17 protein-coding genes and 1 other annotated feature are annotated in these 19715 nt (G+C 32.8%); of the genes, 5 read left to right on the forward strand and 12 right to left on the reverse strand.

Going from position 1 to position 19715, the window contains the following annotated elements:
* Positions 1-190 precede the first annotated feature (190 nt).
* Together ACQY63_RS03270 and arcC are read left to right on the forward strand one after the other, a co-directional pair.
* Positions 191-490 carry a metal-sensing transcriptional repressor gene (locus ACQY63_RS03270; protein WP_022166017.1) on the forward strand — a complete coding sequence of 100 codons (300 nt, stop codon included), beginning with the start codon at positions 191-193 and terminating at the stop codon, positions 488-490.
* Positions 491-940: 450 nt separating this feature from the next.
* Positions 941-1873: a carbamate kinase gene (gene arcC / locus ACQY63_RS03275; RefSeq protein WP_117999483.1), complete on the forward strand. Its 933-nt coding sequence runs from the start codon at positions 941-943 to the stop codon at positions 1871-1873.
* A 242-nt stretch (positions 1874-2115) separates the two neighbouring features.
* Here arcC and ACQY63_RS03280 read toward each other — a convergent pair whose 3' ends face one another.
* From ACQY63_RS03280 to ACQY63_RS03290, 3 genes are all read right to left on the reverse strand, one after another.
* Positions 2116-3849 (reverse strand): ABC transporter ATP-binding protein, encoded by a 1734-nt coding sequence (locus tag ACQY63_RS03280; RefSeq protein ID WP_428244710.1) that lies wholly within the window; start codon positions 3847-3849, stop codon positions 2116-2118.
* 111 nt (positions 3850-3960) lie between these two features.
* A complete protein-coding gene (locus tag ACQY63_RS03285; protein ID WP_428245274.1) occupies positions 3961-5172 on the reverse strand; it encodes an NADP-dependent isocitrate dehydrogenase in 1212 nt (403 codons plus the stop codon).
* A gap of 327 nt (positions 5173-5499) precedes the next feature.
* Positions 5500-6423, reverse strand: coding sequence for a S8 family peptidase (locus tag ACQY63_RS03290; protein WP_428244711.1), 924 nt, complete (start codon positions 6421-6423; stop codon positions 5500-5502).
* A 276-nt stretch (positions 6424-6699) separates the two neighbouring features.
* Here ACQY63_RS03290 and ACQY63_RS03295 point away from each other — a divergent pair, with 276 nt between their 5' ends.
* The 3 genes from ACQY63_RS03295 (at position 6700) to ACQY63_RS03305 (ending at position 7911) form a co-directional block, all read left to right on the forward strand.
* Positions 6700-6954 (forward strand): chorion class high-cysteine HCB protein 13, encoded by a 255-nt coding sequence (locus ACQY63_RS03295; RefSeq protein ID WP_117999479.1) that lies wholly within the window; start codon positions 6700-6702, stop codon positions 6952-6954.
* Between the two features lie 195 nt (positions 6955-7149).
* Positions 7150-7515, forward strand: a complete 366-nt coding sequence (locus ACQY63_RS03300) for a hypothetical protein (protein ID WP_428244712.1) — start codon at positions 7150-7152, stop codon at positions 7513-7515.
* A 105-nt stretch (positions 7516-7620) separates the two neighbouring features.
* Positions 7621-7911, forward strand: a complete 291-nt coding sequence (locus tag ACQY63_RS03305) for a hypothetical protein (protein ID WP_022165351.1) — start codon at positions 7621-7623, stop codon at positions 7909-7911.
* 65 nt (positions 7912-7976) lie between these two features.
* Here ACQY63_RS03305 and leuS read toward each other — a convergent pair whose 3' ends face one another.
* From leuS to ACQY63_RS03350, 9 genes are all read right to left on the reverse strand, one after another.
* The gene (leuS, locus tag ACQY63_RS03310; protein WP_428244713.1) at positions 7977-10391 is read right to left on the reverse strand and encodes a leucine--tRNA ligase; all 2415 of its coding nucleotides are present in this window, start codon (positions 10389-10391) and stop codon (positions 7977-7979) included.
* A gap of 115 nt (positions 10392-10506) precedes the next feature.
* Complete coding sequence (locus tag ACQY63_RS03315) at positions 10507-11829, reverse strand: immunoglobulin-like domain-containing protein (protein ID WP_428244714.1); 1323 nt, start codon at positions 11827-11829, stop codon at positions 10507-10509.
* A gap of 120 nt (positions 11830-11949) precedes the next feature.
* On the reverse strand, positions 11950-12720 hold the full coding sequence (gene trpA / locus ACQY63_RS03320) for a tryptophan synthase subunit alpha (protein ID WP_302689535.1): 771 nt from the start codon (positions 12718-12720) through the stop codon (positions 11950-11952).
* Positions 12713-13897 (reverse strand): tryptophan synthase subunit beta, encoded by a 1185-nt coding sequence (trpB, locus tag ACQY63_RS03325; RefSeq protein WP_302689536.1) that lies wholly within the window; start codon positions 13895-13897, stop codon positions 12713-12715. The genes trpA and trpB overlap by 8 nt, the downstream gene beginning before the upstream one ends.
* A complete protein-coding gene (gene trpC, locus ACQY63_RS03330; protein WP_412334715.1) occupies positions 13890-14675 on the reverse strand; it encodes an indole-3-glycerol phosphate synthase TrpC in 786 nt (261 codons plus the stop codon). Before trpC ends, trpB begins: the two co-directional genes overlap by 8 nt.
* 9 nt (positions 14676-14684) lie before the next feature.
* Positions 14685-15695 (reverse strand): anthranilate phosphoribosyltransferase, encoded by a 1011-nt coding sequence (gene trpD, locus ACQY63_RS03335; RefSeq protein WP_428244715.1) that lies wholly within the window; start codon positions 15693-15695, stop codon positions 14685-14687.
* Positions 15696-15768: 73 nt separating this feature from the next.
* Entirely contained in the window at positions 15769-16347 is a 579-nt protein-coding gene (locus tag ACQY63_RS03340; protein WP_418261787.1) for an anthranilate synthase component II, read from the reverse strand.
* Positions 16347-17804 carry an anthranilate synthase component I gene (gene trpE / locus ACQY63_RS03345; RefSeq protein WP_412334710.1) on the reverse strand — a complete coding sequence of 486 codons (1458 nt, stop codon included), beginning with the start codon at positions 17802-17804 and terminating at the stop codon, positions 16347-16349. Before trpE ends, ACQY63_RS03340 begins: the two co-directional genes overlap by 1 nt.
* Positions 17805-18201: 397 nt before the next feature.
* Positions 18202-18456, reverse strand: a binding site (T-box leader).
* A 65-nt stretch (positions 18457-18521) separates the two neighbouring features.
* The gene (locus tag ACQY63_RS03350) at positions 18522-19709 is read right to left on the reverse strand and encodes a MalY/PatB family protein (RefSeq protein ID WP_428244716.1); all 1188 of its coding nucleotides are present in this window, start codon (positions 19707-19709) and stop codon (positions 18522-18524) included.
* Between the last annotated feature and the right edge of the window lie 6 nt (positions 19710-19715).

The raw sequence follows: 19715 nt of genomic DNA on the forward strand, positions 1-19715 counted from the left end.
TTACCTGATATGCCTGCCCTATTTTGAGCACAACATACCTTTTCCTTTCATTTTTCACCTTTATATTATACCCCCTAGGGGTATTTGTCAAGTTTATATTTGACACTCTCATTTTCCTTTTATATACTATTTATAATTATGTAAAATTTTATACGTTTTTAGTATAACTTTGTAAAGGTAGGTATTGTATATGTCAGATAATTGTTGTAGCTGTCACACTAAACACAGAAGTGATGATGAACGAAAAAAATTAATTAACAGATTAAGTCGTATTGAGGGACAAATCAGAGGCATAAAAGGTATGGTTGAAAATGACACTTATTGTGTTGACATTCTTGTACAGTCCTCTGCTGTATCTGCAGCTTTAACGGCTTTCAATAAAGAACTTTTAAATAATCATATTAGAACATGTATTGTTGACGACATTAGAAATGGTGAAGATGAAAAGGTTGAAGAACTACTTGCCCTTCTCCAGAAAATCATTAAATAATTTAACTACATTTTATGTCACTTGGCATTCTAAAATTATTTTAAGTAATGGTGATTTAGTAAGAAATTCTAAAAAAGTTTCATTTAAAGCAAAAATAAGACAGCGGGCGTTGCTGTCTTATTTTTTGTGTAGTTTTTGTATGGAATTTTTTAAATTTTGCAAAATTCATTTCATATTTTCCATTATATTTCAAAGGACCTTCTAGGGGATTTCTTCTATTTACTACTTTATCAAAGGAATAATTCATAATGCCTCCAAATATTTTTTTGCTTACATTAAGCTAGTCTTTTTATCCAGAAATAACAAATACTTTAATTCATAAGCTAAATATGCCTCTAAAGCATGATAATTTTATCTTTTAATCCTGTTAAATTAATGTCTTTTATTGTATTTTAAGTGATTTTATCTTATACTATATATATTGATTTTAACGGATAAGGAGACAGTATTATGGATAACAAAAAAGTAGTTGTTGCCCTTGGAAGAAACGCATTTAGCGAGTCATTTCCAAAGCAGCAGGAAAGAGTTAAAGCCGCTGCAAAAGCTATTGCAGATTTAGTTGAAGAAAAATATGAAGTGATCATCACTCATAGTAACGGGCCACAGGTAGGAATGATTCAGACAGCCATGACTGAATATTCAAGACTTGACGAAAACAGAACTGTTGCACCAATGTCAATTTGTGGTGCTATGAGTCAGGGATATATTGGTTTTGATTTACAGAATGCCATTCGCACAGAATTATTATCACGTGGCATTTACAAACCTGTAAGTACAATTATTACACAGGTTAGAGTTGATCCTTTTGACAAGGCATTTAACGCACCTTCAAAAGTTATTGGTCGTTTAATGACTAAGGAAGAAGCTGATAACGAAAAGAAAAAAGGAAACTACGTTGAATATGAAGAAGGCGAAGACGGCTACAGAAGAATTATTGCAAGTCCAAAGCCAATTGATATTTACGAAATTGATGCCATTAAGGCTTTAGTTGATGCTCACCAGTTAGTTATAGCAGCAGGTGGCGGCGGTATCCCTGTTTTACAGCAGCGTACAGGTTTAAAGGGTGCCAGCGGTATCATTGAAAAAGATTACACAGCAGCAAAACTTGCAGACATGTTAGACGCTTCTACTCTTATGATTCTTACATCAAGCGACTATCTTACAATTGAAAAAGACGGTCACACAGAAGAATTAAAAGAACTTACTGCTTCTGATGCAGAGAAATTAATTGAAGAAGGCTATTTTGATCCTGTAACTTCACTTCCTAAGATTGATGCGTCATTATCATTTGTTCAGGCCGGTAAAGGCCGTGAAGCAATTATCACAAATCTTTCAAAAGCTAAAGAAGGAATTCGTGGAAAAATTGGTACAATAATCAAATAAATTCATAGAACAAAAAATACTCTCATTACTATTTTGTAACGAGAGTATTTTTTGTTCTATACAAGCTTAAAAGTGGTCATTCACAAATTAAAAAGAAAGTGCTCTAACGCGGTTGGTTCATTAAGGCAGCGTAGCTGGCTTGATAGAACCACTACCAGCGTTTGGCAGCGGGAGCGTGCTTTCGTTAATTTGTGAATGACCACTTTTATTTACTAGAAGGCCCTAAAAAACACTTTATTATTTTATACTTCTGTCATGTTGTACAAATCGTAATATATGCCTTTTTTATTTATTAGTTCATTATGAGTTCCCTGCTCTTCTATACCATTTTCGGTTAGAACAAGGATTTTTTCAGCATTTCTAATAGTTGATAGTCTATGGGCAATTACAAGAGTTGTTCTGTTCTTTGCAAGTTTCTCCATTGACTCCTGAACTACTTTTTCACTTTCGTTATCAAGGGCTGATGTTGCCTCATCAAAAATTAGAATTGGTGGATTTTTAAGAAATACTCTTGCTATTGATAATCTCTGTTTTTGACCACCTGAAAGTTTAATACCTCGTTGTCCAATGTCTGTGTCGAAACCATTTGGCAGTGACATTATAAAGTCGTATGCATTTGCCTCTTTTGCAGCAGCAATTACTTCTTCTTTTGTTGCCGTAGGCTTACCATATTTAATATTTTCGTAAATTGTACCGGCAAAAAGGTAAACATCCTGTTGTACCATACCAATATTGTTTCTAAGAGATTTTAATTTCACATTTCTTATATCTTCATCATCAATAGATATACTTCCTTTTGTTACATCATAAAATCTCGGTATAAGATTACACAGTGTTGTTTTGCCTGCACCTGACGAACCTACTAAGGCAATATAGGAGCCTGCCGGAATTTCAAGATTAATGTGCTTTAAAACTCTATGATCATTATCATTATATCTAAAAGATACATCATCAAATTTAATATTCCCTACAACATTTGTCAGTTCCTTAGCCCCCTCTTTATCTTTAATTTCAGGTTCCATATCCAGAATCTGTCTGAATCTTTCATAGCCGGAATATCCATTTTGGAACTGCTCTGTAAAATCAATCAATGTTTTAACAGGATCAGTAAAAATATTTATATAAAGAAGGAATGTTACAAAATCAGTTACATTAACCATATTTTTTGTAAACATAATGCCACCTGCAACTATAACCACCAAGTTAATCATGGTATTAAAACCTATTAGACCGGCATTATAACCACCCATGTATTTATAGTTGTTTTTCTTTGCCTCTAAGAAAGCCTTGTTACCAATTTTGAATTTTTCATTTTCAAGCTGTTCGTTGGCAAAAGATTTTACTACTCTGATACCTGACAAATTATCTTCTATCTGCTCGTTAATGGCTGCTATTTTCTTTCTGTTGATTCTAAATGTCTGCTTCATTTTCTTATTAAAGAAATATGCATAGACAATCATAAATGGAACTAAAGCAAATGCAGCTAATGCAAGTTTTTTATCGATACTTAATAAAATACATAAAGCACCAATAATTTTTATTACTGAAATAGTTACGTTTTCAGGTCCATGATGTAGTAATTCTGTTATGTCAAATAAGTCAGATGTGATTCTGGACATTAACTGACCTACTTTTTGGTCATCAAAGAATGAAAAAGGCATTTTCTGAAAATGTGCAAAAATTTCTGCTCTCATGTCATATTCTATTTTTGCCCCCATTACATGCCCATAATTTGATATAAAATAATTACAGTAAATTTGAATTATTATTAATACAAAAACAGCTATTGCAATGTACATAATTTGTTTAAATGCCTGTTGTGGGTTCATATGCACAACTGTTGAAGTAATATATCTAACTACCAAAGGTATTATCAGAGCTACTATAGATGCTATAATTGCAAAAAGAGTATCTGCAAAAAACACTCTTTTGTACGGTTTATAGTAGCTAATCATTTTCTTAAGATTTTCTTTCATAATATTGTCCTCTAAAATATTTCTATATTGTAAAACGCAATTAAACTCCTTTGTCATATAAAATTAATTTATACGGCAAAGGAGTTCTTTTACTTTATTTATTATGTATAATTAGTCCATTAATGATTCTAATGTTTTTCTAATTGCTAAAATAAATTCTTCTGTATTTAATTTCTTCTTGTTTTCTAATGTTGAAATTAAATATAAGTCACCTGTCATTTCACCATTTTCGATTGTGTCGATACAAGCTTTTTCGAGTTTGTCTGCAAATGCCATAAGTTCAGGAAGATTATCAATTTCGCCTCTCTTTCTAAGAGCACCTGACCATGCAAAAATTGTTGCAATAGGGTTTGTTGATGTTTCTTCTCCCTTTAAGTATTTGTAATAATGTCTCTGAACTGTACCATGAGCAGCTTCATATTCGTAATATCCCTTTGGTGAAGCAAGTACAGATGTCATCATTGAAAGTGAACCAAATGCTGTAGCAACCATGTCTGACATAACGTCACCATCATAGTTCTTACAAGCCCAAATATATCCACCTTCTGATCTCATAACACGTGCTACTGCATCATCGATAAGTGTATAGAAATATTCGATTCCTGCAGCATCAAATTTTTCTTTATATTCAGCTTCAAAAATATCATTAAAGATATCCTTGAATGTATGGTCATACTTCTTTGAAATAGTATCTTTTGTAGCAAACCATAAATCCTGTTTTGTATCAAGGGCAAAATTAAAACAACTTCTTGCAAAGCTTTCAATTGATTCATTAATATTGTGCATACCCTGAATAATACCAGGTGTTTCAAAGTTATGAATTAATTCTCTTGTTTCTTCTCCTGCTTCATTTGTATATACAAGTTCTGCTTTTCCGGCAGCAGGGATTTTCATTTCAACACTCTTATAAACATCACCGTATGCATGACGTGCAATAGTAATTGGCTTTGTCCAATTCTTTACATAAGGTTCAATACCTTTTACAATAATTGGTGCTCTGAAAACTGTACCATCTAAAATAGCTCTGATAGTTCCGTTAGGACTCTTCCACATTTCCTTTAAATTGTATTCAGGCATTCTCGCTGCGTTTGGTGTAATAGTTGCACATTTAACAGCTACTCCGTATTTCTTTGTAGCTTCTGCTGAATCAAAAGTAACCTGATCATTAGTTTCATTTCTGTACTTTAAACCTAAATCATAATACTCTGTCTTTAAATCTACGAATGGTAACAATAACTCATCTTTAATCATTTTCCAAAGAATTCTTGTCATTTCGTCTCCATCCATTTCTACTAATGGAGTAGTCATTTTAATTTTTTCCATCATAAGTCCTCCTAAATCTACTGTAGTATCCTTGTAGATTATATCTAAATTCAACAGGAATGTAAAGTCAAAGAGACTTCACAGTAATTCTTTAAACAAAACATTATTTGTCGCAAAGAATCTTATTTTATTTTTACCCTCTTAACATTACTCAATTTTTTTGAAAGAACTTTTCTACTTCCATACTTTTTATAAGCTTTTACTCTGAAGTAATATTTCTTTTTAGACTTCAATTTTTTTAATTGTTACACTTGTTTTAGTAACTAGTAAAGAATCTCCATACATGCCCTTTACGCTATCACATGATAAATTAGGCTTATTTTTTCCCTATATTATTTTAAAAATTTCACATACATTAACAAGACCTGCCCCCTGTCTGTTTCTGTCCATAAACATATCCGTTGCACTGCTTTTTAGGATTTTTTTACATTCCGTATTTGTAAGATTATTATTATAACTTAACATTAAAGCTATAATGCCCGTAATAATTGGTGTAGCCATAGATGTGCCACTTTTCTTCACATACAAATATTTTTTTCTCCACAAATTACAACAACTAATAATATTGTTTGCCGGTGCTACAATGTCAGGTTTTACTATACATTGTTTTGTAGGACCGCGCCCTGAATAGTTGTAAATAATTTTTCCATTAACTTTCATCTGTACATTATCATTTTCTGCACCTACAGTTATAATTTTGCCACAATCTCCAGGCGTGGAAATTGAACTTGGTCCCGGCCCGTTATTACCTGCGGCAGCCACTACTATATAACCTAAATCCCATAAAAGTTCCACTTCTTTTAGCAGTCTTTTGTTTTCATCCTTTTCATTACCCAAAGTACCAAAAGAAATGTTAACAATTTTTATGCCATAACTTTTTCCATTGTCAATAATCCAATGTATACCATCAATTACATTTTCTTCTATTCCTCTACCTGTTTTGTCTAATACTTTTAAAGATACTAAGTTTGATTTTGGAGCAATACCTTTGAACACACCTTTTGACAAATTGCCATTGCCACCAATTATTCCTGCCACATGAGTTCCATGACCTTCATCATCATACACTTTGTTTTCTGCTATTTCATCAAAACTTCTTTCCTTTGTAAAATCTTTAAATAGAACAATTCTATTTTCAAAATCAGGATGATTGGCAATTCCACTATCCAAAACTGCTACAACAATATCTTCGCCCATAATTTTCTTTTCATGTATTATATTTATTTTTAATTTATTCCTAACAATATTCATATTAAATCCTAGATTATTTTTTTCTAATTATTTCTAATTTAATATATGCGTATACATTTTAATTGTCTATGGAGATTGCCTTTCCCAAAGTTCATCACGCCCATACTCTCACAATTATGAATAATCATTTTGTAACAATATCTGTAATAAATATTTAGGAGCTATAACATCACAATCATATTAAATAGAACATTAATACTTTTTTGATTTTTTTGTAAACATGACAGGCATTAGGTCATATTATTTAGTGTAAGTAAAAATTTTAGGAGATTTAACATGAGTGATTTAGCAGCAACAAACTGTGGATGCGGATGCGGTAATGATGGAGGAAACAACAACTGCCTTTTCCTTATTCTTATTCTCTTATTCTGCGGTGGATGCGGTAATGGCTGTGGAAACAATGGCTTCTTCGGCGGAAATGACTGCTGTTCAAGCATAATCTGGTTATTTATTTTATTTAGCTGTTGTGGTTGTGGAAACGGAAATTTCTTTGGTGGAAACGGCGGTAATGGTTGCGGTTGTGGCTGTTAGTTAATAATAGTGATTATTACGAATATGATTTATTTTGCCTGTTAAACAAATCATTAAACAGTCTAAATTTATATAACGGCAATTTTTTTACTTTGCTTATAATAATTGTTGCCATTGATTAATCTTTGTTAATTATATGGCATAAAATTTACCAATATAATTATGTTTCAATAAACCAAAAGGAGTTACAGTCTTATGTGCAAAAACAGGTATAAACAAACAAAATTTGATTGTATGGTCACTAACGAAACCATGCAGCTTATGAAGGCTGTAATTCCTTACATTGACGGTCCTATAAGTAATCTTCTTGGAATAATGATAAAATTTAAAGAATTGGAAAATGCCTCCTTTATTAATTCCAATATAGCAATAACCACAATGAATGAAAATCATAGTAAATCTACCGAAAACATGCTAAGTGATATTATGGAGTTTATGGATGAGGATACAAAAGAATCTATGGAAAATATTAAATCCATGATGGAAATGATGGATATGTTTAAAGATATGGATACGGCAGATATTTTCCAAACTATGGATGACTTTTCAAGTTCAAATTAATTAAATTAGTAATTTTACGATTAATAATATTATAATGGTATTTTTCAATATAAAACTGAATACTATTTAAAGAATAAAAATAAATAATAAATTTAAGGAGTTTTTATGAGCAACAACAAATGGATGGATGATCCTGTGTTAGATGGCATATCAAAAGAACGTCTGGAAGTTCTTACTAATATTATCGAAGGGGCAAAAGGTATGGAGCCTAAGGATATGTTTACATATTTTATCAGACAATCTAACATGGCTGGAAAACAAGGCATTAATTTCACAAATGCCGAAACCGAATTGATTCTTAATGTATTAAAAGAAGATATGTCTCCTGAAGAAATCAAACGGGTTGATATGGTAAAACAAATTGTAAATTCTTTAAGTAAAAAGAGAAAGCACTAAAGGCTTTCTCTCTTTTATAATATATAGTTTTCAAAATAACAACTGATTTAATTGCCACTGTTATTTTATTTTACTACTAAGTTAATGATTCTTCCTGGAACATAGATTTCTTTTACAATGTTTCCGTTAATCTTGTCTGCAATAGCTTCTTTTCCGGCAGCAATTGCATCTTCTTTTGAAATATCCGCAGGTACTTCAATAACTTCTTTTGTCTTACCGTTAATCTGAACAGGAATCTTGATTTCATCATCTTTCATTAATTCCTGGTCAGCTTCAGGCCATGAGTTATTTTCAAATACGCTACCTGTATTTCCAAGTTTCTCCCAAAGTTCTTCAGCTATGTGAGGTGCAAATGGAGCAATAAGAGTTGTAAATGTCTGAATAGTTTCTTTATCAACTCCACCTTCTCTCTTTGCAATTTCATTTAACTTATTATTATATTCCATGAATCCTGAAACAACAGTATTTAAACTAAAGTCTTCAAGACGTTTGGTAATAGTGTGAACCATCTGGTGACGAATCTTTATCATTTCCTTTGTAGCCTTAACATCTTTTTCGATGCTGTCAGTTGCTAATTTCCAGAATTTTGTGATAAATCTATAAACACCATCAATACCTCTTTCATCCCATTCAGAATCAAGTTCAGGTGGTCCTACGAACATTTCATAAAGTCTTAATGAGTCACAACCGTAATCTCTTACTAAATCATCAGGTGAAACAACGTTACCTTTTGACTTACTCATCTTGATACCATTTTTACCGGTAATCATACCCTGGTTAAATAACTTCTTAAATGGCTCTTCAAAATCAACTACACCTATATCATATAAGAATTTTGTGTAGAATCTTGAATATAATAAATGAAGAACTGCATGCTCAACACCACCGATATACATATCTACAGGTAAATTATCATGAGCCTTCTGCTTTGAAACAAGTTCTTTATCATTTTTGTTATCTACATATCTTAAGAAATACCATGATGAACCTGCCCACTGAGGCATTGTATTTGTTTCACGTTTTGCAGGCTTTCCACAGCATGGACATGTTGTGTTTACCCATTCATCAATTGCTGCAAGTGGTGATTCACCTGTACCTGTTGGCTCATAAGATTCAACATCAGGTAATAATAATGGTAACTGATCTTCAGGTACCGGTACAGGACCACAGTCAGGACAATGAATAATTGGAATTGGTTCCCCCCAATATCTCTGTCTTGAGAATACCCAGTCACGTAATTTGTAATTAACAGTTGCTCTACCAAAGCCCTTTTCTTCAATAATATGAGGAGCTTCCTTCTTAAGAACTGATGATTCCATACCATTCCATTCGCCTGAATTAATCATAGTTCCAACAGCTTCTGTATAAGCTTCTGTCATATTTTCAATTTCTTTTCCGTCTTTTGCAATAACCTGAATAATAGGAATATCAAACTTCTTTGCAAATTCAAAGTCTCTATCATCATGAGCAGGTACACACATAATAGCACCTGTTCCGTAATCAGCTAATACATAATCTGAAAGCCAGATTGGAACCTTTGCACCATTAAGTGGGTTAATTGCATAACTACCTGTAAATACACCTGTTTTTTCTTTTCCCTGAAGTCTGTCTACTGATGACTTGTTTGCTGCCATCTGAATATATTCTTCTACAGCTGGCTTCTGATCAGGTGTAGCAAGACCTAAAGCCTTTTCATGTTCAGGTGCTAATACCATAAATGTTGCCCCGTGAAGTGTATCAGGTCTTGTTGTATAAACTGTAATAACGTCTTCTGTATTTTCAACCTTAAAGTCAACCTCTGCACCATATGACTTTCCAATCCAGTCACTTTGCATCTTCTTAACTTTTTCAGGCCAGTCAAGCTTATCTAAATCTGCTAATAATCTGTCAGCATATGCTGTAATCTTTAACATCCACTGATTTAAATTCTTCTTTGTAACTTCTGCTCCACATCTTTCACAGCAGCCGTTTACAACTTCTTCGTTTGCAAGACCTGTTTTACATGAAGGACACCAGTTAATTGGCATCTGCTTCTGATAAGCAAGTCCTTTTTTGAACATCTGAACGAAAATCCACTGTGTCCACTTGTAGAAGTTAGGATCAGTTGTGTTTACTTCCATGTCCCAATCATAAAGTGCAGCGATTTCATTAATCTGTCTTTTGATATTCTTAATATTTGCTGCTGTTGAAATTGATGGGTGTGTTTTCATTTTGATAGCATAGTTTTCAGCTGGTAAACCGAATGCATCCCAGCCCATTGGATGAATAATATGATATCCATGAAGCATCTTATATCTACTCCAAACATCACTAATAACATATCCTCTCCAGTGTCCTACATGAAGTCCTGATCCTGATGGATATGGGAACATGTCAAGACAATAATACTTTGGTTTTGTTTTGTCAGCGTTAATAGGATTTACATCCCAATTATGACGCCATTTTTTCTCAATTTCCTTATGATTATAAGGTGTTGCCATAACTTATTTTCCTCCTAGATTTATATGTAAATTAAACTTAATTGCGCTTATAAGCACTTTAAATAATTACCTTTTATAATTTCAATAAACAGTCCCTAAAAATCATAAATATTAATTATTTCTTCTTAGATGACTTCTTTTTATTTTTGGTTGTTTCAGGCTCAATACCTGCTTTCTTTTTTCTCTGTTGTTCTAATTTCTTATTGACTTTGAAATTCTTCTTTACTGTATCTTCTTTTACTTTTATTTCACAAAGCACCTGACATGAGCCAACATTTCCTGCAAGATCTTTTGCCTTAACAACAACAGGTGTTTTTTCGCTTTCTCGAAGCTGTTCCTTTTCAAGTGTATATACTTTTATTTCACTTGTAGGTTCATTACAGGTTACTGTAGACTTAACCATGTCTATGATTTTTTGAACATTCTTCTTTGTATTAATATCATTTGGACTTTTACTTTTTACTTCTAATGTAAATACCTGTTTACTACAACTTACTACCGGTGGTGTAGTATCTACCACCTTTACTTTCTGTGAAATGCTGTACTTCTTACCGTCTTTTGACTTGTATTTATATTTCACAGTATAATTTCCAACTGCTGAAGTATCTACTGTATTATGTTTCAATCTTCCGGTAATATCTTTACCCTTTGTTCCAAAGGCTATTAAATTACAGTAATAATTAAACTGATGTCCTTTTTCAACAGTAACTGTCTGAGAACCTTTAACAACAGTACCGTTTTTTATCTTCTTGTAAGGATTGTTCTCACTTGGATCTGTAGGATCCCAGCCACATTTTCCGGATACTTTTACAACCGGTGAAAAATCTATAGGCAATGTATCTTTTTTCTTGCCTTTTTTTACTGATACCAATGTGTTTTTCTTACAATTTTCAAATATCCAATTAGCGTCATTTGCTGTTAAAACAATATTCTTTCCTGAAGCTTTCTTTTTTCCAATGCTTCTATAAGATGATTTGACCAGTTTGTAATCTTCCTTACCTGAGTATGATGGTGACTGAATCCATACATTCTTATCTAAATATGAATTATACTTGTGCCAACCACTGTATTTATTAAGCCATGTATATTTGGACTTAATTCTAAAATTTCCATTAGGAAGACTCTTTCCAACTGAACATCTAAAAGACTTAACAGCCACTTTTGTTTTCTTATCCTTTGAATACTGATAAACAATTACTGCCTTAAGTTTCTTATTTACTTCTATATAATACCTATCTGAAAAAGCTGTCTTTTTATTTTCTGTTTCTTCTTCTACACCTTTTCCTGAAAGTTTACTTGCTTTGTCAGCCTCTGACGTAACCTTATTTTGAATAAACATAAGACCACCAAAAATAATACCTGCAACAATTAAAATTTCAAGAAGAGTAATAACTGTATTCTTAAATCTTTTTTCTTTGACAATCTTTTTAATATCCAATTTCGTACTCCATTTTATTTTTATACGCAAAAAGCCACCTTGAGCCTATGCATACTAATTTATTATACAACATTGTAAGCATTTTTCAAGGTGACTTTCATTATATTGTTTTTATTGTTTCTATCTTATTGCATCCTTCATGCTCTTAACATATTCCCCAACATAAGGAACACTTTCTTTTCCATGTTCTGCAACAATTTTTACAATGGCGCTTCCTACAATTGCACCATCTGCATACTGGCATACATTTTTTGCCTGCTCAGGCTTGGCAATACCAAATCCAATTGCACAAGGGACGTCTGTTGCTTCTTTTACAAGTTTAGTCATAGCCCCTAAATCTGTTGTAATATTCTGTCTGATACCTGTAACCCCAAGAGATGATACAACATATACAAAACCTTCTGCTGTTTTTGCGATTTTTGTAATTCTTTCTTCTGAAGTTGGAGCAATAAGTGGTATTAAGTCAATACCTGCTTCCTTACAGAAAGGTGCTAACTCATCTCTTTCTTCGTATGGGCAGTCAGGTACGATAACACCTGAAATTCCACATTCAACACATCTTGCCATGAACTTTTCTGTTCCATAACGGTAAATTACATTTACATATGTCATAAATACTAAAGGTATATTTACCTGTTCTTTTATTTCCTTTATGGCATCAAACAATTTGTCTGTTGTACATCCACCCTGCAGGGCTCTTAAATCTGCTTTCTGAATTACAGGTCCTTCTGCTATTGGATCAGAAAAAGGTATACCAACTTCAATGATATCTGCTCCGCTTTTTTCCATTTCTATAATTAATTTTTGTGTTGTTTCTAAATCAGGATCTCCTCCTGTTACAAAAGCTATGAAAGCTTTTCCATTCTTAAATGCATCACTTACTTTACTCATAAATCTGTACTCCTCTATATCTTGCTATTGCTGCTACGTCCTTGTCACCACGACCTGAAACATTTACTACAATAATTTTGTCCTTATCAAGTGTCTTTGCATACTTCATTGCATAAGCAATGGCATGTGAACTTTCAATTGCTGGAATTATACCTTCCGTTCTTGATAAATATTCAAAAGCCTCAACTGCTTCCACATCAGTAATTGGAACATATTTTGCTCTTCCTGTATCATGTAAATTTGCATGTTCTGGTCCAATTCCCGGATAGTCTAATCCTGCTGAAATTGAATAAACAGGTGCTATCTGTCCATCATCATTCTGACAGAATAAAGATTTCATTCCGTGGAAAATCCCTTCTGTACCATTTGCGATAGTTGCAGCATTTTTAGGATTATCTATGCCAAGGCCCGCTGCTTCACATCCGATTAATGCTACATCTTTGTCTTCAATAAAATTATAAAATGCACCCATGGCATTTGAGCCACCACCTACACAGGCAATAACCCCATCAGGAAGTCTACCTTCTGCTTCCATAATCTGTTCTTTAATTTCCTTACTAATAACACTCTGGAAATCTCTAACAATTGTTGGGAAAGGATGTGGCCCCATAACAGAACCTAATACGTATAATGTATCATCCATTCTATTTGTCCATTCTCTCATTGCCTCATTTACTGCATCTTTTAATGTCATTGTACCACTTGTAACAGGATGAACCTTAGCGCCTAAAAGTTCCATTCTAAACACATTTAAAGCCTGACGTTCACAGTCTTCTTTTCCCATATAGATTTCACATTCCATATCCATAAGTGCTGCAGCTGTTGCTGTTGCCACACCATGCTGACCTGCTCCTGTTTCTGCAATAACTCTTGTTTTACCCATTTTCTTTGCAAGTAAAACCTGACCTAAAACATTATTAATTTTATGAGAACCTGTATGGTTTAAATCTTCTCTCTTTAAATAGATTTTTGCACCACCTAAATCCTTTGTCATTTTTTCTGCATAATATAATAATGAAGGTCTTCCTGCATAATTATTTAAAAGGTCTGTTAATTCCTTATTAAACTCCGAATCATTTTTGTAATGATTGTAAGCTTCTTCAACTTCATTTACCGCTGTCATTAATGTTTCCGGAACATACTGTCCACCATGTATACCAAATCTTCCTTTACTCATGGTCTCCTCCTTTTAATTGTTGTAACATTTGTTTTTTATTTTCAGCTTTCATAAATGTTTCTCCAATAAGCACACCATTTACGTTAGCTTTTTTTAATCTTTCAATTTCTATATTGCTTTTAATACCACTTTCAGCAACAAATAAAATATTATCCGGCACAAGCTTTCTTAATCTTTCGCTATTTCCAATATCCACTGTAAAAGTTTTTAAATCTCTGTTATTTACACCGATTATTCTTGCACCGCTTTTTATTGCTTTTTCAATTTCTTCTTCATCATGGGCTTCAACTAATGCTGACATACCAAGACTGTCGCAGATTTCTATGTACTTTCTTATTGTGTTTTCATCAAGCAATGAACAAATCAAGAGTACAGCAGATGCACCATGAATTTTTCCGTCATATATCATATACTCATCAACAACAAAATCTTTTCTAATTAATGGTATTGATACATTTTCGCTTATTCCTTTTAAGTACTTTTTATCACCTTTAAAATACTCAGGCTCTGTTAAAACTGAAATACAGCTTGCTCCTGCCTTCTCATATTCCTTTGCTATTTCTATATAAGGAAAATCTTCGGCAATAATTCCTTTTGATGGTGAGGCTTTTTTTACTTCGCATATAAAATTAATGCCTTTTTTGGCTAAAGCTTTTTCAAATTCTAAATTTCCTTTTGGCATATTTAAAGCCTTCTCTTTTACTAATTCTAAAGGAATGTTTGCTTTTTCCAATTCAACTCTTTTTCTTGTTGATTGTGCTAGTTTATCTAAAATCATATAACTCCTTTACTTATTGCTTTCTTCTATGTAAGCCTGTAATTTTTCGTATGCTTTTCCGCTGTCAATTGTTTCTCTTGCAATATTAATTGCTTCTTCGTATGTTAAATGGTCATTTTGAACATAAATACAAGCACCTGCATTTAATAAAACTGCGTCTCTCTTTGGTCCCTGAAGTTTTCCACTTAAAATGTCTTTTGTAATCTGAGCATTTTCTGTTCCGTCTCCACCTTCCAAATCAGACTTCTTACAAATTGAGATTCCATAGTCTTCAGGATTGATTTCGTAAGATTTTATTTCACCATTTCTAATTTCACAAACTGTTGTTTTTGTACTAGGTGTAATCTCATCCATTGTGTCCTGACCAAAAACAACCATACCTTTCTTAACTCCAAGATTTATAAGTACCTGTGCAACCGGCTCTACTAATTCTTCTTCATACACACCAATAATATCCATTGATGCACCTGCCGGATTAGTTAAAGGTCCTAAAACATTGAAAATTGTTCTAAGTCCTAAGGCTCCTCTAACAGGACCAACGAATCTCATTGCAGGATGATATTTCTGTGCAAATAAGAAGCAAAAACCAACTTTGTCTAACAACTCTTTGCTCTTTTCAGGTTCTACTGTTATGTTTGCCCCTAAGGCTTCCAAAACATCTGCAGCACCTGACTTACTTGAAACGCCTCTGTTACCATGCTTTGCCACTTTACAACCTGCCGCTGCCGCTACAAATGCTGATGTTGTGGAAATATTAAATGTATTTGCCTTATCTCCACCTGTTCCTACAATTTCAAGGACCTCCATGTCATGTGACAATTTTGTTCCATTATCACGCATACCTTTCGCTGAACCTGATATTTCTTCAATAGTTTCCCCTTTCATTCTAAGTGCTACTAAATAAGCACTAATTAATGTATCAGGTGTTTCACCGCTCATAATTTCATTCATAACTTCTTTTGCTTCATCAAAAGTTAAGTCCTGTTTATTCACTAATTTATCTATGGCTTCTTTAATCATACTTAAACCTCCAATTTTTTTATTTATTGAATTTAATTTCGTATACTTATCTATAAATAATAATCTTTTTAATTTATTTTTTAATCTTTAAAAAGTTATCTACGATTTTTTCTCCTTCAGGTGTCATAACTGATTCCGGATGAAACTGTAAACCGTAAATTTTATATTTTTTGTGTTGGACAGCCATTATTTCATTGTCACATTCATCAATAGCTATAACTTCCAATTCCTCGGGTATTGTATCAGGATTAGCCGACAACGAATGGTATCTTGCACCTTTAAATGGTGAATCCATCCCTTTAAAAATCGGACTGTCATTTGTAATTGTCATGTTGCTTTGTTTCCCATGCATCAATTGTTTTGCGTAAGTAACCTGTGCACCAAATACCTCACAAATACTCTGATGTCCCAAGCAAACTCCTAAAATTGGATATTCGCCCTTAAGCTTTTCTACCACCTCTTCGCATATACCTGCATTTTCCGGCTTTCCAGGTCCCGGAGATAAAATAATATGTGTAGGATTTAATTTTCTAATGTCATCAATTTTATATTCATCATTTCTTACTACCTTAACTTTTCCGTCAGTTAATTTTCCAAATAATTGAACAAGGTTATAAGAGAAACTATCATAATTATCTATTAATAAAACCATTACTTGTTTACCTCACTTCCTCGTTTAATTGCATCTATTACTGCCCCTGCTTTATGAGCACATTCCATATATTCGCTTTCAGGTACGCTGTCTGCAACAATTCCTGCACCTGCCTGAACATATACCTTATTTCCTTTTTTAACTGCTGTTCTAATTGCAATACATACATCTAAATTTCCTGACAAATCAATATAACCAATGGCTCCACCGTATACACCTCTTGGTTCTTTTTCTAATTCATCAATAATTTCACAGGCTCTAAACTTTGGTGCACCTGACAATGTGCCTGCCGGTAAAAGTGCTGAAACTGTATCACAACTGTCTTTATCCTCTCTTAACTCTCCACATACAGTTGAAGCAATATGCATTACTTTTGAAAATCTATGAATCTTCATATAATCTTCTAAATAAACACTTCCATATTTTGCAATTCTTCCAATGTCGTTACGTGCCAAATCAACTAACATATTATGTTCTGCTAATTCTTTCTCATCTTTTAAAAGACCTTCTTCTAAAGCTTTATCTTCTTCCTGATTTTTACCTCTTGGTCTTGTTCCGGCAACAGGAAATGTTGTTAATTTGCCATCTACTAATTTAACCATTGTTTCAGGAGAGGCACCTGCTATCTGCATATCTTCTGACTGGATAAAATACATATAAGGCGAAGGATTAGTAGTTCTTAAAACTCTATAGGCGTTCATTAAACTGCTGTTATATTCAGCTTCAAATCTTCTTGAAATAACGCCCTGAAAAATATCACCCTCTCTGATATATGCCTTTGTTTTTTCAATCATGTTGCAATATTCTTCTTTAGAAACATTACATTTAAAATCTACATTTTCCTGTGCATGATACTCAGGTAATGGACTTTGTTCATTTATAAGTGAAATCATTTTTTCAATTTCAAGTAAAGCTCCGTTATATCCCTGATGACCATCTTTTGACTTCATGTTTGCAATTAATAATATTTTTTGTCTTAAATGATCAAAAGCAATTACCTTGTCAAAAAGCATTAAATGATAATCATCAACATTGCTTTCTTTTAAATTTAATTTAGGTTCAGCATAGCCAATCATTTCGTATCCAAAATATCCAACAAAACCACCGGTAAAAGTTGGCATTCCTTCAATTTTAGGTGACTTATATTTTTCTAACTGTTTTCTTAGTGCATCCATTGGATCCATTGTTACAGTAGTTTCAATCTCGCCACTTTTCTGGGTTACCTTTCCATTCTTGCATGTTATGTGCAAAACAGGTTCATAACCTAAAAAAGAATATCTTGCCCATTTTTCTCCACCTTCTACACTTTCAAGCAAGAAAAAGTTTTTACCAAATTCTTCCATTTTTCTTAAAAGTGAAATTGGAGTAATAACATCAGCATATATTTCCTTGCAAATAGGAATCATGCTATAGTCCTTTGTTAATTCTTCGATTTCTTCAAAGCTTTGTGTTTTCATATGTTCTCCTCTCGCATATCTGACTGTTTAATTATTTCAGTTAAATAGCGCCTATGATTTCCGGCTGTTAAAGTTGGTCTTCGCTTGTTAGAACAGTTCGATTCCGTACACTTTGTGTACTTCATCTCACTTGAGCTGACCGCTCAATGTTTTCGTATAAGTGAATATTTTTTTATAAGCAAGCTTCAAAAATATTTCTTTTAGAAATTCATCTATGTTTAGAACAGTTCGATTCCGTACACTTTGTGTACTTCATCTCACTTGAGCTGACCGCTCAATGTTTTCGTATAAGTGAATATTTTTTTATAAGCAAGCTTCAAAAAAATATTCACTTATACGAAAACGCTGTTCTAAACAGTAACAAAAAAAAGACTCCTGTCTCTTCACGTATATAACGTAAAGGGACAAAAGCCTTATAAATTCAACTTCTGCGGTGCCACCCAAATTAATGTATAACACATTCTCTCAACAGCATACCATCATATGCTTACTCTTTTAACGGTGAGTCTCCGTCAGCGTCTACTACCTAATAATATGGTTTCAAGCTGCCCTCTTAAGTCCATTCATCGCTGTTAGTTTGTTGTCTCACACCAACCGACAACTCTCTGAAAAACGTCCCATACGATTACTTACTCTTAATCAACGGTTTCACAATATGTTAAGATTTTAGTTTACTAAAGCGTTAATGTCAACCCACATATTTAATGTATTCTTGATTTATTTTATGCTTTTTATTTCATCAACTGCCTCTTTTAGCTGTTCTAATGCTTTTTTCAATGTTTCTCTTGGACATGCAATATTGATTCTCTGGAAGCCTTCTCCTTCTTTTCCAAAGATATGTCCTGAGTCAAGCCACAGTTTGGCTTTTTCAACGATAAACTTTTCAAGTTCTTTGTCCTCAAAACCTAACGCACTACAATCAAGCCAAATCAGATATGTTCCTTCAGGTTCAATTAATTTTATCTGTGGTATATTTGTTTCTAGATAATCTCTTAAAAAATTAAGGTTATCTAATAAATATTCTTTCAATTCATTCAGCCATTGTCTACCATATTTATATGCTGCCTCGCATGCTACAAGTCCCATTAAATTAACCTGACTGTAACCAACCTTATCCAGTTGCTTTAATACTTTTTTTCTAATTTCAAGATTAGGAATAAAAATATTTGAAATTTGAAGTCCTGCAAGATTAAATGTTTTGGTTGGTGCTGTACATGTAATTGTTATATTCTGATATTTTTCATCTAATGATGAAAATACAATATGCTTATTTTCAGGATAAACAAAGTCACTGTGAATTTCATCACTTACAATTTTTACATTGTGTTTAAGACAAATATTTCCTATCTTTTCTAACTCCCACTTTTTCCAGACTCTACCAACCGGATTATGTGGACTACATAAAATAAATAACTTAACATTATTTTCTATTATTTTCTTTTCAAAATCTTCAAAATCAATTTCATATTTTTTGCCATTTCTAACTAAAGAATTGTTCACTAATTTTCTATTATTATCAATAATTACTTCAGTAAATGGGTAATATACAGGATTTTGAATTAATACACTATCACCTTCATTAGTAAGTGCATTAATTGCCAATACTATGGCAAATACTACACCCGGTGTTTTTATTAGCCATTCTTTTTTTACCTGCCAATTAAAATTATCATTATACCAATTGTATACTGCATCAAAATATTCTTCTTTACCTTCACTGTAGCCATATATACCGTGACTTACTGCTTTATTTAATGCCTCAATAATTTCAGGTGAAGTTTGAAAATCCATGTCTGCAACCCATAAAGGTAACAAATCTTCTGGCATGTTTCTCTCTTTTGCAAAATCATATTTTAAACTTTTTGTATTATTTCTATTTATTATTTTATTAAAATCGTATTTCATTTTTCC

Source organism: Eubacterium sp. Marseille-QA0814 (genome assembly GCF_965119675.1).
Lineage (GTDB): Bacteria > Bacillota > Clostridia > Lachnospirales > Lachnospiraceae > Eubacterium_G.

Excerpts from the sequence above, each read along its gene's own strand:
- ACQY63_RS03280 (WP_428244710.1), bottom strand. The coding sequence starts at position 3,849 with ATGAAAGAAAATCTTAAGAAAATGATTAGCTACTATAAACCGTACAAA.
- ACQY63_RS03285 (WP_428245274.1), bottom strand. The coding sequence starts at position 5,172 with ATGGAAAAAATTAAAATGACTACTCCATTAGTAGAAATGGATGGAGAC.
- ACQY63_RS03300 (WP_428244712.1), top strand. The coding sequence starts at position 7,150 with ATGTGCAAAAACAGGTATAAACAAACAAAATTTGATTGTATGGTCACT.
- trpD (WP_428244715.1), bottom strand. The coding sequence starts at position 15,695 with ATGATTAAAGAAGCCATAGATAAATTAGTGAATAAACAGGACTTAACT.
- leuS (WP_428244713.1), bottom strand. The coding sequence starts at position 10,391 with ATGGCAACACCTTATAATCATAAGGAAATTGAGAAAAAATGGCGTCAT.
- trpA (WP_302689535.1), bottom strand. The coding sequence starts at position 12,720 with ATGAGTAAAGTAAGTGATGCATTTAAGAATGGAAAAGCTTTCATAGCT.
- ACQY63_RS03340 (WP_418261787.1), bottom strand. The coding sequence starts at position 16,347 with ATGGTTTTATTAATAGATAATTATGATAGTTTCTCTTATAACCTTGTT.
- trpB (WP_302689536.1), bottom strand. The coding sequence starts at position 13,897 with ATGAGTAAAGGAAGATTTGGTATACATGGTGGACAGTATGTTCCGGAA.
- trpC (WP_412334715.1), bottom strand. The coding sequence starts at position 14,675 with ATGATTTTAGATAAACTAGCACAATCAACAAGAAAAAGAGTTGAATTG.
- ACQY63_RS03350 (WP_428244716.1), bottom strand. The coding sequence starts at position 19,709 with ATGAAATACGATTTTAATAAAATAATAAATAGAAATAATACAAAAAGT.
- ACQY63_RS03305 (WP_022165351.1), top strand. The coding sequence starts at position 7,621 with ATGAGCAACAACAAATGGATGGATGATCCTGTGTTAGATGGCATATCA.
- trpE (WP_412334710.1), bottom strand. The coding sequence starts at position 17,804 with ATGAAAACACAAAGCTTTGAAGAAATCGAAGAATTAACAAAGGACTAT.
- ACQY63_RS03290 (WP_428244711.1), bottom strand. The coding sequence starts at position 6,423 with ATGAATATTGTTAGGAATAAATTAAAAATAAATATAATACATGAAAAG.
- ACQY63_RS03295 (WP_117999479.1), top strand. The coding sequence starts at position 6,700 with ATGAGTGATTTAGCAGCAACAAACTGTGGATGCGGATGCGGTAATGAT.
- arcC (WP_117999483.1), top strand. The coding sequence starts at position 941 with ATGGATAACAAAAAAGTAGTTGTTGCCCTTGGAAGAAACGCATTTAGC.
- ACQY63_RS03270 (WP_022166017.1), top strand. The coding sequence starts at position 191 with ATGTCAGATAATTGTTGTAGCTGTCACACTAAACACAGAAGTGATGAT.